Source organism: Bdellovibrio sp. ArHS, assembly GCF_000786105.1.
In the GTDB taxonomy this organism is placed as follows: Bacteria; Bdellovibrionota; Bdellovibrionia; order Bdellovibrionales; family Bdellovibrionaceae; genus Bdellovibrio.
Map to the genome: position 1 here is coordinate 45,116 of NZ_JTEV01000013.1, position 13,209 is coordinate 58,324.

A 13,209-nucleotide genomic window follows, 5' to 3' on the forward strand; every position below is an offset into this window, starting at 1 on the left:
TCACTTTATGGTACCAATTCTTTATGTCGACGCAAAATCAGGCGGAACACCTAGCATTTTTACTTTATAAAACGGGCTATGACCTTGCCTATGTCGAGCATAAGGGCGTTGTCTATTATACGCATTTTTCTCAAAAGGTGACCGCTCCGTCTTCCGCAGTGGTCAAGTTGCTGCAGGGCCTGTTTGATCAGTTTGTGGATCACAGCTTTTTCATTTTGCGCAAGCGTATCTATACGACGGCCCCCTTGACGGAAATGTGCCGCGGAATGGTTAAAGTCGTGGCTAAACGTGCCACCGCGCAGGTTCAGCCCCGGGATCACAAGTTGAAGCTGCAAGTTCAGTTCTGCGAAATTGGTTCGGCGGAGGTCGCCCTTTGGCCGCCCGCGCATGAGGATACCCCGGCGTCGTTCACCGAAGACCGTCTGACCCCCGAGGAGGTGGCATCAGTGCCGCGGACCTTGGCCAAGCTGCGAAGTGCTGCCCAAAATTTGGCTCGGCAGGTCCCGCGTGGAGAAATTTTGCACGACTTCAATCGCGATATTGCAGTGGTTCTTGTTGATGCAAACGGCCGCTATCTTGGCTTCGGAGTCAATTCCAACTCAAAAAACAAAACAAGGCACGCTGAAGTAAACTTGCTGCAGAATCTTTATCGGGCCGGCCAAACAAAAATTCCTGCGAATGCCATTTTATTTTCCACGCATAAGCCCTGTAAGATGTGTGCAGGGATGATTTACCACTGGAGTGAAGACCCCGCGTCCTTGCGGGTTTATTATTCGGTGGAAGAAAAAGGTTCGCTTTCGCGGGAAACTATTCTGGATCAGACGGGAATTAATAAGCCATTTCCTGCTCAGTAAAAGACAGAAGAATTGTTTTTAGCAAAGTGTCTTTGCGAATGGGCTTGGATAAATGTTTGTCGCAACCAGCCTGCAGACTTTTCTTCACATCTTCGGCAAAAGCGTTTGCTGTGCAGGCAAAGATTCGTGTCGGCGGACGGTGATATTCTTTTTCCATCGCGCGAATGCGACGGGTGGCTTCATAGCCATCCATTTCAGGCATTTGCACGTCCATAAAAATGATATCGAAGTGTTCATTTTGGACCCGTTCGACGGCTTCCACTCCGCTGGCTGCGTAGGAAAGAGAATGAATCGTGTTCTGCAAATAAATTCCAAAAAGGGCCCGATTATCATCGACGTCGTCAACAATGAGGATCTTCAGGCGTTCGGCGGCAAACGAAGCTTTGTTATCATTCGTAAGTCTGCTATAGACCGGCTGAGGAAAGTAGTTGATACGTTCCTGGGTGGGCTTCAAAGTCGCGGTAAAATAAAACACGCTTCCCATTCCGACTTCACTTTCCAGCCAGATCTGTCCCTGCATCATTTCGACGATATTCTTAGTTATCGAAAGCCCCAAACCGGTTCCGCCATAACGACGAGTGGTCGTGGGGTCCGCCTGAGTAAAGGGCTGAAAAATATCTTTGAATTTGGATTTTGCAATGCCAATTCCAGTGTCGGCCACGCAAAAAAGAACATTCCCAGGGCGGGAAGTGCGGTTGCGAGTCACGCGCAAGGAAATTTCACCGCCATGAGTGAATTTGATGGCATTGTTAAGCAGGTTCATTAAGATCTGCCGAAGGCGATCGGCGTCACCGATGTAGAATGAATCGACGTCTGGATCCACTTCTATGCTAAGCTTCAGCGCTTTTTCTCTTGCACGAAAACCTAGAACCGAAGTGAGCTCGTCCAGCAGTTTTTGCAGTTGGAAGGGAAGCATTTTTAGTTCCAGTTCTCCCGCTTCCACCTTAGAAAGATCTAAAACGTCGTTGATAATTGTCATTAGTTGGTTGTTTGCGCGCTGAAGGATTTCAACAAAAGAGGCTTGTTGATTATCCAACTTGGTTTCAGCCAAAGTATCCGTGATACCAATAATTGAATTCAAGGGCGTGCGTATTTCATGACTCATATTCGCCAGAAAAACAGATTTGGCGTAAGTTGCTGCCTTCGCTTTTTCCGCCGTTGAAGCCAACTCTCTGTTCTTCTTTTCAAGATTTTCGGCCAAGCGTTTCTTTTCAGTGATATCAATAACCATTTTTATGATTTTGATGACATATCCGCTGGGATGGCGAACGGGAGTGTAAGAGCCCTGAATCCAGACTTCCTTGTTGTTTTTTGTTACACGTTTAAATTCACCAACTTGGGTTTGGCCCTGCGCAAGTTGATACCACATTTGCTGATACGACAATTCATGTTGCGATTTTTCTGGTAAGAACATCGAATGATGTTGTCCGACGATTTCCTCTAGTTCGTATCCCATGATGTTCAGATAATTGCGATTAGCCCAAAGGATATAACCTTGAGGGTCGAACTCAATCACTGCGTTTGAATTTAATAAAGCATCATAGACTGAATGGGTCATGTGACAAGTCTACTGACAACAACATTGCTTAATAAAATTACAAAAGCGTCTGGGAATTAAAGTTTTGTAATAACACGATGTCTGACGCCTTATTTACGTCTGAGCTTTCTGATCTGTCACATGACAACAGACTTTAGCTATGACTGAAATCTGACAAAAAATCGGGGATTCCTTTATTTGTCCTTGTTTCAGAGGGAAAATTAATAAAAGGAGGTCGGTATGGCGACGAACCAAATACAAGATAGCGACATGGCCAAGTGTATTAATAATTGTTTGACCAGTGTTCGCACGTGCACAGAAACCCTTCATTATTGTCTACAGCAAAAGGGGACGGCCTTTTCCGGCAAGCATATAGCCCTTCTTCAATTTTGCTCAGATGCCTGCAGTCTTTCAGCAAAATTGATGATTGCCGAATCTGAATTTCATCATCAAGCGTGTGAACTATCGTTTGAGTTGTGTGATGCCTGCGCGATTGAGTGCGAGCGCTACGAAGGTGACTCAGTTTTCGCAAATTGTGCGGAGGTTTGCCGTCGTTGTGCTGAGTCCTGCCGGGCGATGGCTGGAATGACGGTGCGAATGCCTATGCAGGGGAGAAGCGAAGGGACTTCAGCTCGTATGTAAAATAAAAGCCCTTTGCAAAACAAAGGGCTTTTTAATGCTTCTAAATATGTTCGAAAAAACTATTTCGCTGGAGTTGCGAACATCGAAGTCGCAAAGAAACTTCTGCGGAATGTAGACCAGTTTGCATCAGCTACTGCGGCAACTCTCCAGTAGTAGTGTTTGCCAGCTTCCAAGCCTGTAGCTTCAAAAGAAGTGCCTTTAACGTGGTATTCGTTAGCCACTAACCATTTGAAATTAGGGTCTGTCGCCAATTGCACGTGGTATTCAGAAGCGCCTTCAACGGCTTTCCATTGCAAAGCTGCTTTGTCAGCTTTGATCTCAGAAAAATAAGCAGGAGCGGAAAGTTCGGGAGCTGCAGGAACGTCTCTTTTAGCTGGAACTGGTTGCTTCGGAGGGAACAAAGCATTCATTTTTTCGGCAAGGCCGCCATGTCCACCTCCACCATGGCCTTCTTCAGCCAAAGACGGAGACGTAAGAGCTAGGGTCAAAGCGAATGCGAATAGAGATACAGCGATCTTCATGGTAAAGTCCTTTTGTAAACTGTGCTTAGAAATTAAAATAAAATGGGGTCGATGAAAACCCTCTTGCGCTTTTTGCTGGGGGGTGTTAGAAAACCCCTTCGGTTTTGCGGATGATCGCTCTAATAATGCTCTAAATTCCTGAAATTAGAGAGGAAAGTCCGGACTCCATATGGCAGCGCAAGGGGTAACGCCCCTCGACAGTAATGTCAGGAACAGTGGAACAGAAAGAATATCCAGGACTATGATCCTAAAGGCGGGAACGGGAGCCTTCTGGGGAGTCGCTGGAGTGAAAACAGCCAAACTCTGCGCGGAGCAAGATCAAATAGGGAAGCATTAGTAGGACGGCCAGTCCGTAGCTTTCGGGTAAGATCGCTTGAGGGTGCTAGTAATAGCATTCCCAGAGGAATGATCATCTACGATTATCGGGACAAATTATGGGACCTGGTGATTGGGACAGAATCCGGCTTACAGCAAAACCGTGATCCCGCCTTCTTACGACTCACGTCCAGAAATGTGTGTCTTAGCAACTTCCGATCGAGACTTATCCGAGAAAGATTTAAATTTGACGTATGGAGGAAATTTTCATGCGTCGTCTTGTTGTGGGCTTTATCGCCCTAACGTTGTTTTTGACTTCTTGTTCGACCTTTCAATCTTCTGATCGTACGCCTGCATCCACCCAGTACTTTGTCGATCCTCAATATTATGACTTTCAAGTTCTTGTCGCCGAGTCCTTGGACTTCCGTGCCGAAGCTTTGAAATTCGCTGAAAGCAAAAAGCTAAATGAAACTTCTCAGATTTCTTTGACCCGTACCGAGGGGGAGTGGCTGCGCGAAAAAGGCCGCAAATATCTGGAGCTGCGTAAAAAGCTGGTAGATTTGGCGATCAAAGAGGGTGAACTCTTTGACGGATATAACTCGGTAAAATTGAACGCCTACAAGGGGACTTCTACTAAGACCCACAACATGCCGGGCGATTATGAGCGTAGGCCTCATACTCAACAGCCCACCTTCACCGTTATGCAATTAGATCCTACTGACAAGGAAGGTGAGCAACGATTCTTCCGTATGCAGATGGCGTTATCCGCAGCATTGCTTCTTATGGATAACTATCTCGTGGCGATTCAGCCCTACAATGAAAACTCGTCGCTGCGTTACGTTTTAAACTACGACACAAGCGAACGCCGTGCCCTTCAACAGATTGCCGATTCCTATTCCTCGCCATCGCGTCGGTTGCAAGTTGAAAAAGGTATTAAATTTATTGACGAAGTCATGGCATGGCGTCGGGCCAAGGGTATCGAAACCAGTCCTGAAGAAAGCTTTTTGTATGGCCTTACACAATCAAGCATTTGGTACCTAGCTGTAAAGAATGGTCAGAACAACTCAAGCTTCAAAGATGCCATCGTGAATCTGTGGAACCGCATTACTTTGCGCGGAAAGCGTGGCGTTCGTGTGGTTTCCTATGGGGTTAGCATGGGATTTGGGAATATGGTCGGATTGGTCGAGACCCGCAAAGGCTACCTTCACAATATGCCCGCATCTGAAAAAGAGGCTTTGATTGCGGAAATGCAGCCTTTAGATATTCTTATGGAAAAAACACCCTTCCGTCTGACGGATAAAATGATTCCCGGGCACTATGGGCACGTGGCGATCTGGTTGGGAACGGAATCTCAATTGCGCGATCTGAAAGTCTGGGATCAAATTCCCAAAAATATTCAGGATAAAATCCGCTCAGGCCATCGTATCGTCGAAGCTTTGCGTCCTGGTGTGCAAATCAATACTTTAGAGCATTTCCTGAATATTGACGACTTCCTTGTGATTCGTGATAAACGCCAGGTTTCTGATGACTATCGCCGCAAAGCTATTTTACAAGCGGTCGCTCAAATCGGAAAAGAGTATGACTTCAACTTCGACGTTGCCACTCACGAACGTATTGTATGCTCGGAAATCGCTTACGTCGTCTACTCGGATGTGAAGTGGCCGTTGGAAGAGATGGTTCGTCGTTATACGATCAGCCCTGATAATGTCGCCCAACTTGCCGTGGGGAATAATCCTGTCTTTGAACCCGTGATAATGTACTACGGCGGCAAACGTTATTTTAAAAACCTTCCATACTCTTTGTCGCTTCTTTTGAAAGCCACGGACCAGTCGTACGCGGATTTCGAAAGATTCCAGAATTTATAAGGATGAATTATGAATAAAAATATTCGTTGGGCTTTTTTGGCGGTAACGGCCTTTCTTAGCCTTCATTGTTCACATAAAGAAAAGCGCGAACCGGCGGCGACAAAGTCCTTAACAACGGATGCGGGGGTTGAGGCCGCAGCCGAAATTTTTGGCGGAGATTCGCCGACACAGGCATATCGTCATCCCTTGAAAATTAATTTTTACACGAATGGTGACCAAAAGTATTTGTCGACCACCGCGCGCAAAGCTTTGGAACAGGCTCTTACGGAAAGTCTTTCCGCCGAAGTTCCCGAGCAGGCTTTGGCGAAACTTTTCGTAGGCAATCTTAAAGAATCCGTCCTTGAGAACTTTGTAAAAACGCTAAGAGTTTTCAAAATCATTAATACGGGTTTGCAGGTGGATTTGACTTTTACGCCCGAACCTTATCGCAAGGACGACTATTCAGCTGAACTTTCCAGTAATCAGTTGTTCCGCCTGAGCGATGTCGGCACTCTTAGTCGGAAATGGGAAAACTTAGAAAAGGCCACCATGACAGGTTCTATCTATAACAACTCTGTCTATGTTCCTATACAAAATAAAGCCGACTATATCGGTGGAGTCATGACCCTGTATGTAGAGATCATGGATTTAAAACCCGGCATTCCGAAGCCCTCAAAAAAGGGTGTAAAGGGGTATGTCCGCTATCGTCGGTATTATCGGGTCAACGATTCCTTAAACAAGCCTATGCAATGTGAAAACTTTATTGCGTCGGCAAAAGGCGGCGGAAACGGCGTTCCCGTCTTCTACACTGTCGACATTTACAAAAACTTCAATCTTAAGAATCTGATTCCCACAGATGAGTATCTTGAAGTTTATCCAGGCCTTCTTGCAACTTCCAGTGAGGGGCGTTCCGAGTTGATGCCGGATAAATTTGATTCCGTAGGGAAATCTGTTCAGACGGCAACCTACACCGTAGAGCCCAAAAGACGTTTTTCAGAAAGCGTCAGCTTTAAACTTAAAAAACTCGTTTACGATATGAAAACAAAAGAAATCAACATCAATAAGAGCTCCGTCGATTTAGTTGAATACATTCCGGATGGTGGTGAATCCTCGTCTCAGAATCAGGACATGGTCCTAAATGATGCCAAACGCCAACTTTTCAAAAAGTGCGAAAAGCAATTGGAGTCATTCTTAAATCTTCAATCCGTTCTTGAAGGACGTGCCCTATGAAAAAAATGGCTTTGATTGCTTTGACGATAATTGTGGCTTTCCAGGCAAAGGCGCAGACCGTGTCTTTAAAAGAGCGGCTGGCGGCGGTAGAGTTCTACAAGAAGAATCATGATGTTCTTTATGGTCCTGAAGCTTGCCGTCGGGCCGAAACGCTGTTGAAAGAGTTGCAAAAGCTTCCCAAGGCAGAGCAGGGAAAGACACGGGATTTCGTAAAAACCTACGAAAACCAGATTCCCGAGTCGATCCTGCGCCCTTTGGTTTATTGGAAATTTATAAAGAAAAATTCCGCCAATGAAAGTCGCGTGCTTCAGTCATTACTACAGTATCGTTTGCAGCTATTGCGGGACTACGCAGAGCACCCCTTAAAAAAAGACAAAGCCGCGCAAGCCAAGGCGCGATCGATGATGGATGCGATGGCGCAGCAAGGTGCGCGCGATTTGTCTTTGCGAAATCCGGAGTTAACGCAGGATTTGCGCAGTTTGTTTCCGGAAATGGATGATCACGTTTTGACGGCCACAGGGCTGATTCCCGGCAATGCTGTCGAACTGGTCAGTCATAACGAGACTTCGCCTGAAAGAATCCAGTGGTTTAATGATCGGGTCATCTTTGCCGGCGGCAAACTTGATTTCAGTCAGCCCTACATGAAAATGCCTTTAACCAATACAGACGAGGGACATCCTTCTTTTAAGGACCCCATGTTTGCAAAGATCCGCGACATGATTCTTTCGGCGAAAGAGTCTGTTTTTATCAACATCTTCCTTTTCGGAGGAACGATGGGCGGGACTTTGTCGAAATTTCTTCTGGATCAGGCTGTTGAAAAAAAGAAGACCAATCCGAACTTCAAAGTTTTGATCATGCATGACTATGCGACGAACTATAATATGGAAGATGAAATGATGCCGATCTTTAAATACATTAAGGATCGCTCACAGGAGCCGGCGCTTAAGGGCTCTGTGATTCTTCTTCAAGCGAACATTCAAAGACATCCGCCCGGTATTCCCTTTGGTTTGACAAACTTTGTTCCGAAAACGGAAGAGACCTTCAAGGCCTTGGAAAAAAGAAATACTTACTATGAATCTAAGATTGATCACAGCAAAGTGATTGTTGTCGACGCGGAATCAGATGCTCCACAGGCCTATTTCGGTTCAAAGAATTGGACAGATCATAGCGGTGGATACTATTTCGATAATGCCTTGTATGTTAAAGGACCGGCAGCGGCCATGGTGCAAGCGGCCTACTATGATGACGTCGACGCGGCGTTGACGTTAGATCCCAAAGAGCGCAAATGGTTCTTCTACAAGGAACAGGGCTTGGCGAATGAAGCCTATTTGCCGCAACGAGATCAGATTTTGGCATGGTTCAAGTTAAAAAGGACAGAGTATCCCGCCCAGGGCACTCAGGTGGTCCGTTTGGCTGAAGCCAATGTTGATGGCAGAATCAAGGACGCGCGAAATATTTTGGTTGATATGATCTCTAAAGCAGAAAGCCATATTTATATGGAACAGCTTTTCATTTACGACAAATATATTAATGACGCTTTGATGAAAAGAAAGGCCCAGGTGCCTTCGCTGAAAGTTCGTATTTTGGCCGACCACAACGGAAACTTCAAAATGGGCGGATTGCCCAATACTCTATTCCTAGGACAGTTGCTGGATCACGGTGTCGAGGTGCGCGCGCGACGTACGCTGGGAATTGAAGCACACTTTCCAGACGGAACAAAGCAGGAGTATCATCAAGAAAACCACAGAAAGATTACTTCTGTAGACGGAAAAGTTCTTTTGGCGGGATCATCCAATCTAAACCCTGACACTTTACAGGGAAGCTTTCGCGAGTTCGGAGCCCAGATCTTTGACAAAGCGGAGATCCGCAAGTTCGAATCCGAATTTGAACAGGACTGGAACGACGATGCTAAGATCGGCCCCTTCTTTGAGGGTGATGCTTTACAATTGACATTGAAGGGCCAAAAACTTTCGCCGGAACTAAGTCGCCTCATCAACGATGTTGGTGCGAAGGTGATCCGCGCAAAAGACGATATCGAGAAGCGTTAAGTTTAAAATTGCATTCATGCGAATACGCCGAGGCTTGGTCTTCGGCGTTTTCTTTTTCTGAAGTCTGAGATAACCTTCCAGGCATGGAAAAAATGGCTTGGAATATCGAATCGGAGTATCCTTCTTGCACCTCTTCAGAGTTTCAAACTGAGTTCGAAAATTTTTCGAATAAAGTCAGACTTTTAGAAGAGCTGGTTAAAACCGCACAGGCATCTTTGGCAGACTCTTTGTCTGGCAAGACGATGCCGTCAGAGTCTACACGGGAACAGCTTCAGAAAATTCTGTTAGAGCGTGAGGCTGCCTTGATCCTTTCCATGAACATGGGGACCTTTCTGAATTGCACTTTATCAGTGAATTCGGCTGACGATGCCGCTCAGGCGAAGTTTTCCGAACTTCAGGCACTGAATTCTCGATTCTGGCAATCGACGATTCCGGTGAATAATTTCTTAAAACGTTGTTCAGAAGATTTTCTTATGAAAGTGCTTGAGCATCCGGAATTGCAACCTGCCGAATTTTTCTGGAAGAATGAACGAAAAAATGCTGACACCTTGTTGTCTGATTCGGAAGAAGCTTTGTTAGAGTCTGTCTCTAATCCCGGCTTAAGAGCCTGGGGAGAACTTTACACAAAGCTCAGCGGGGCCATGCGCTGCCAACTTCAGTGGGAGAATAAAACCGAAACTGTGGGGTTGGCGCAAGCCAGTGCTTTGACTCGCAGTCTGGATGAAAATACGCGAAAAGTGGCTTGGTCTAGTATTCAAAATGCTTGGGCAGAACATAAAAACACCGCCGCCTTTATTCTTAATTCTTTAGCAGGCTGGCGCCATGAGGTGAATAAAAAGCGTTCTTACGCAAAACCCGTGCATTTTCTGGATACGTCTTTGCATGGCAATCGTATTGAAAGAGCGACACTGGATGCGTTGATATCCGCCTGTCATAGCAACCTGAATGACACCCGCAAAGCCCCGCGCTTGATGGCTCAACTTATGGGAAAAAGAGCTTTAGATCCGTGGGACCTTTTGGCGCAAAGCCCGGTTTCCGGAGGGAAGAAGGAACGTTCTTTTGACGAAGCTCTGTCGCTCATTCAGGATTCTTTCGCCCGTATCGACCCCCAGATGTCTGATTTTGTAAAAATGATGGCGGACAAGCGATGGATAGAGGGTCGAGTTCTTCCGCATAAACGCAACGGCGCCTATTGCACAGGATTTGCGAAGCGCCGCGAGCCCCGGGTTTTCATGACTTATATGGGTTCTAACAGCGATATTTCCACCTTGGCTCATGAATTGGGACACGCGTTTCATTCCTGGGTGATGCGCGATCTACCTCGTTCGCAAACGGGTTATCCTATGACGTTGGCAGAAACGGCGAGCATCTTTGCAGAAACAGTTCTTCATGATGTTTTGATTGAAGAAGCACAAACTAAAGAAGAAAAGATCGAATTTGCCTGGGGAGAGGTTGAAGGGGCCACCAGTTTCCTTATTAACATCCCAGCACGTTTCGAATTTGAAAAAAGCTTCTATGAGCAGCGCCAAAAGCGCTCGTTGAACGCGGATGAACTTGCGCAGTTAACGGATGAAGCGTGGAATAAGTGGTATGGGCCGACGCTGACAGAAAACGATAAAATGTTCTGGGCAACCAAGCTGCATTTCGCGATGGCAGGCACCAGCTTTTACAACTATCCTTACACCTTTGGTTATTTGTTTGCCATGAGTATCTATGCTCGCCGACAGGAACTGGGCAAAGATTTTATGAAAAAATATGTCGAGATTCTAAGGGATACGGGCAGAATGACGGCGGAAGATTTGGTTCTGAAACACTTGGGCGAAGATATTCGTCAACCGGAGTTCTGGCAAAAATCCATAGATGTTATCAAGAACAAGGTGAATGCGTTTGAAAAGCTAGCGTTTCGCTAGTTTTTCTTCTGCAAATAAAATTTTAAAAGTTCAGAGGTGCTGACAAAACTTCCATCTTTGAAGTTGCAGCGATCCAGCTTAAACCATTCTTTATCAGCCTGAAATTCCAGTATTTCGGGCTTACCGTCAAGTTTGCGGCACAGGTTAAAACCGGGATTGCTGTTTTCGTCGTGCAGATCCGAAAAATTAAAATATTTTTTTGAATCGAAGGCCAAAGGGCATTTTTGATTCTTGCATTCCTTCGAGTACAACTGGGTCTTGTCAGAATTGTAGCAGTAAAAACTTTTGCTGGTGGAGGTCACTCCGTTCGTCAGGAAACGGAAGCTGCCACTGGCGCAGTGAAGATCGCTTTGGGCAAAAGAAAAACTGAAAAGAAGAAAAAGCAAACTACTTAACATAATCTAAAAATTTCCCACGTTTCATAATGTCGGTTTTAGGAACCCAGATATTTCCTTCTTTGCACTCATAGTGGCGGTCATAGCCGCAACCTCGTCCCCAGGAATTTCTGATAAGATATTCACACTGCCCGGACTTTTCATTAAATCGTCGTCCTGCGATCACGCTGGCGTGCATGCGTCTTTTTTCGGTATCCCGTCGGTCTATCAAGTTCGAAGAGTCGTATCCCAGGACCACGGGATTCATTTTATTTAGTTGCTCGTCTAAGTCCTGAATCATACCTTTTTTATCGAAGACATATACGTTGGCTTCTGTTTCCATATTCGCTTTAACTCGGGGCTCACAAGTCTTGTCAGCCATATTGTCGATGAAATCGCGTGACGAGCTTTCGCGAAGGACTGCTTGTAAGTCTGCTATTTTTACGTTGGGAAATAGTGCACGGGATCTGTGATAAAGAGGCGCGCAGTCTGTTGCAGAGGCCCCCAATTTCTGGCGGCCCATAGCATCGATGGCCTGCAGGGTGTTTTTGAAGTTTGAACTTGAGTTGTCTTCGCTAGGAAAATCTTTTTCCAGGCAAAATCCTTTTTTTAGGGTACTGTCGATAGCGCCAGCGGTGAAGCCCCCTTGGATGTCGTCAGCCGTTGTTCCCAATGTTTTGCGAATATCAGAAAGAATTCCGTCATTGTAGGAAATGGCGATATCGGCAGCCGAAACAGTCTTTTTTAACTTATATGAGACAAGATCTGCAGCCGCAAATGCGTAACACCATCCGACCGAGTCCTGATTTCTGACAGGTCCGAAATCCTTGCTCATGTCGACGGGAGAACAGGATTGGCGCTCTTTGACGGCTGACTGGGCACCTTGCGATTTGTGTTTTTTTAGGAAGGCTTCAACTTCGGCGGGGGACAGACCGGCCTTTCTTGCATACATCCTGTATTCCAGTTCGAACATTTCTACGCGCCCATTTTCAGAAAATGTTTCGATGTCTTCTTTGATGCGTTTATACTCTTCGCGGATCGAAGTCATTTTTATCTGATCCAGAAAGGTTTCTGAAACTCCCATGGCGCGGGCGCCGCCGCAAGCACTGATATTCTTTTTTGCGATATCCACGCTGACAGAAACATCACGGTAGGTGTAATTTTGGTATATGTACTTCATCTGGTCGCGCACTGAATCGCGATCACAGGTGGTTTGCGCAAATCCCGACAAAAGTAGAGTTTTAAAAAGAATGAGTACTAGCATCAGTAATTACATCGGCTGTCCGCCGATGTAATTAAGCTTTTTTTTCTTTTACTTAGGCATTTGGCGCATTTGCGCGACCTTTTTGTAAGCTGGGCGAGAATGCAGCTCGGTCATCCATCGTTGAATGTGAGGATAAGCCGATAAGTCATACTTTAGTCCAAGTAGAATGTCTGTCACAGTCCCTAAATTAACGTCGGCAACGGTAAAACGATCTCCCACAAGGAAGGTCTTTCCTTCGAGGCCGCGATTCAAGACTTCTAGAACTCGTGGCAGAGCTTTTTTTGAATTTTCAATGACCAGCTGGTTGCGGTGTTCGGCGGGGACAAAGAATTCCTGGATCATCCAGCTTACCGCCGGCTCCTGAAAATCCACTAAGCCCCATAAGCTCCATTGTTGAATCAAAGATTCTTCCTGAAGATTTTTCGGTGCTAAAGGACTTTCAAATTTCTTGGCCAGATAGCTATTGATCGCCATCGACTCCCACAACACGAAATCACCGTCGATCATCGCAGGAATTTTTCCATTCGGATTGATCTTTAAAAACGCCTCTGATTTCTGTTCTTTTTCTCGCAAATTCAGCGGCATGACTTCGTAGGGAACAGCGAGTTCTTCAAGCATCCAATAGCAGCGTCCCGCACTTGAAAGAGGTGAACCATAAAGTTTGATCATA

At 45.9% G+C, this 13,209-nt stretch carries 11 protein-coding genes and 1 other RNA gene; 7 read left to right on the forward strand and 5 right to left on the reverse strand.

The features are described 5' to 3' along the window. Positions 1 to 23: 23 nt before the first annotated feature. On the forward strand, positions 24 to 854 hold the full coding sequence (locus tag OM95_RS07470; RefSeq protein WP_291515825.1) for a Bd3614 family nucleic acid deaminase: 831 nt from the start codon (positions 24 to 26) through the stop codon (positions 852 to 854). On the opposite strand, the gene OM95_RS07475 is transcribed toward OM95_RS07470, so the two are convergent. Further along, positions 829 to 2,412 (reverse strand): PAS domain-containing sensor histidine kinase, encoded by a 1,584-nt coding sequence (locus OM95_RS07475; protein ID WP_041872085.1) that lies wholly within the window; start codon positions 2,410 to 2,412, stop codon positions 829 to 831. The genes OM95_RS07470 and OM95_RS07475 overlap by 26 nt on opposite strands. A 219-nt stretch (positions 2,413 to 2,631) precedes the next feature. Here OM95_RS07475 and OM95_RS07480 point away from each other — a divergent pair, with 219 nt between their 5' ends. Then, entirely contained in the window at positions 2,632 to 3,033 is a 402-nt protein-coding gene (locus OM95_RS07480; protein ID WP_041872088.1) for a four-helix bundle copper-binding protein, read from the forward strand. A gap of 59 nt (positions 3,034 to 3,092) precedes the next feature. Here the strand turns inward: OM95_RS07480 and OM95_RS07485 are convergent, their stop codons facing one another. Continuing rightward, positions 3,093 to 3,554 (reverse strand): fibronectin type III domain-containing protein, encoded by a 462-nt coding sequence (locus OM95_RS07485; RefSeq protein WP_041872090.1) that lies wholly within the window; start codon positions 3,552 to 3,554, stop codon positions 3,093 to 3,095. 98 nt (positions 3,555 to 3,652) lie between these two features. Here OM95_RS07485 and rnpB point away from each other — a divergent pair. The 5 genes from rnpB (at position 3,653) to OM95_RS07505 (ending at position 10,901) form a co-directional block, all read left to right on the forward strand. Next, positions 3,653 to 4,038, forward strand: an RNA gene (gene rnpB / locus OM95_RS08015) — RNase P RNA component class A. A gap of 100 nt (positions 4,039 to 4,138) precedes the next feature. Continuing rightward, positions 4,139 to 5,734 carry a YiiX/YebB-like N1pC/P60 family cysteine hydrolase gene (locus OM95_RS07490; protein WP_291515827.1) on the forward strand — a complete coding sequence of 532 codons (1,596 nt, stop codon included), beginning with the start codon at positions 4,139 to 4,141 and terminating at the stop codon, positions 5,732 to 5,734. 9 nt (positions 5,735 to 5,743) lie between these two features. Then, a complete protein-coding gene (locus OM95_RS07495) occupies positions 5,744 to 6,943 on the forward strand; it encodes a hypothetical protein (RefSeq protein ID WP_041872094.1) in 1,200 nt (399 codons plus the stop codon). Next, a complete protein-coding gene (locus OM95_RS07500; protein ID WP_041872096.1) occupies positions 6,940 to 8,991 on the forward strand; it encodes a phospholipase D-like domain-containing protein in 2,052 nt (683 codons plus the stop codon). The genes OM95_RS07495 and OM95_RS07500 overlap by 4 nt, the downstream gene beginning before the upstream one ends. Positions 8,992 to 9,074: 83 nt before the next feature. Beyond that, positions 9,075 to 10,901: a M3 family oligoendopeptidase gene (locus OM95_RS07505; RefSeq protein ID WP_041872098.1), complete on the forward strand. Its 1,827-nt coding sequence runs from the start codon at positions 9,075 to 9,077 to the stop codon at positions 10,899 to 10,901. Here OM95_RS07505 and OM95_RS07510 read toward each other — a convergent pair. Genes OM95_RS07510 through OM95_RS07520 form a run of 3 tightly spaced genes read right to left on the reverse strand, consistent with a single transcriptional unit; the run spans position 10,898 to position 13,208 of the window. Beyond that, positions 10,898 to 11,299: a hypothetical protein gene (locus OM95_RS07510; RefSeq protein ID WP_041872101.1), complete on the reverse strand. Its 402-nt coding sequence runs from the start codon at positions 11,297 to 11,299 to the stop codon at positions 10,898 to 10,900. The two genes, OM95_RS07505 and OM95_RS07510, sit on opposite strands and share 4 nt — an antisense overlap. Then, entirely contained in the window at positions 11,289 to 12,539 is a 1,251-nt protein-coding gene (locus OM95_RS07515) for a C1 family peptidase (RefSeq protein ID WP_041872103.1), read from the reverse strand. The genes OM95_RS07510 and OM95_RS07515 overlap by 11 nt, the downstream gene beginning before the upstream one ends. Before the next feature lie 48 nt (positions 12,540 to 12,587). Further along, the gene (locus tag OM95_RS07520) at positions 12,588 to 13,208 is read right to left on the reverse strand and encodes a glutathione S-transferase family protein (protein WP_041872106.1); all 621 of its coding nucleotides are present in this window, start codon (positions 13,206 to 13,208) and stop codon (positions 12,588 to 12,590) included. Position 13,209: the final 1 nt, after the last annotated feature.

Coding starts and splice junctions, on each gene's coding strand:
- OM95_RS07470 (WP_291515825.1), top strand. CDS start 24: ATGTCGACGCAAAATCAGGCGGAACACCTAGCATTTTTACTTTATAAA.
- OM95_RS07475 (WP_041872085.1), bottom strand. CDS start 2,412: ATGACCCATTCAGTCTATGATGCTTTATTAAATTCAAACGCAGTGATT.
- OM95_RS07480 (WP_041872088.1), top strand. CDS start 2,632: ATGGCGACGAACCAAATACAAGATAGCGACATGGCCAAGTGTATTAAT.
- OM95_RS07485 (WP_041872090.1), bottom strand. CDS start 3,554: ATGAAGATCGCTGTATCTCTATTCGCATTCGCTTTGACCCTAGCTCTT.
- OM95_RS07490 (WP_291515827.1), top strand. CDS start 4,139: ATGCGTCGTCTTGTTGTGGGCTTTATCGCCCTAACGTTGTTTTTGACT.
- OM95_RS07495 (WP_041872094.1), top strand. CDS start 5,744: ATGAATAAAAATATTCGTTGGGCTTTTTTGGCGGTAACGGCCTTTCTT.
- OM95_RS07500 (WP_041872096.1), top strand. CDS start 6,940: ATGAAAAAAATGGCTTTGATTGCTTTGACGATAATTGTGGCTTTCCAG.
- OM95_RS07505 (WP_041872098.1), top strand. CDS start 9,075: ATGGAAAAAATGGCTTGGAATATCGAATCGGAGTATCCTTCTTGCACC.
- OM95_RS07510 (WP_041872101.1), bottom strand. CDS start 11,299: ATGTTAAGTAGTTTGCTTTTTCTTCTTTTCAGTTTTTCTTTTGCCCAA.
- OM95_RS07515 (WP_041872103.1), bottom strand. CDS start 12,539: ATGCTAGTACTCATTCTTTTTAAAACTCTACTTTTGTCGGGATTTGCG.
- OM95_RS07520 (WP_041872106.1), bottom strand. CDS start 13,208: ATGATCAAACTTTATGGTTCACCTCTTTCAAGTGCGGGACGCTGCTAT.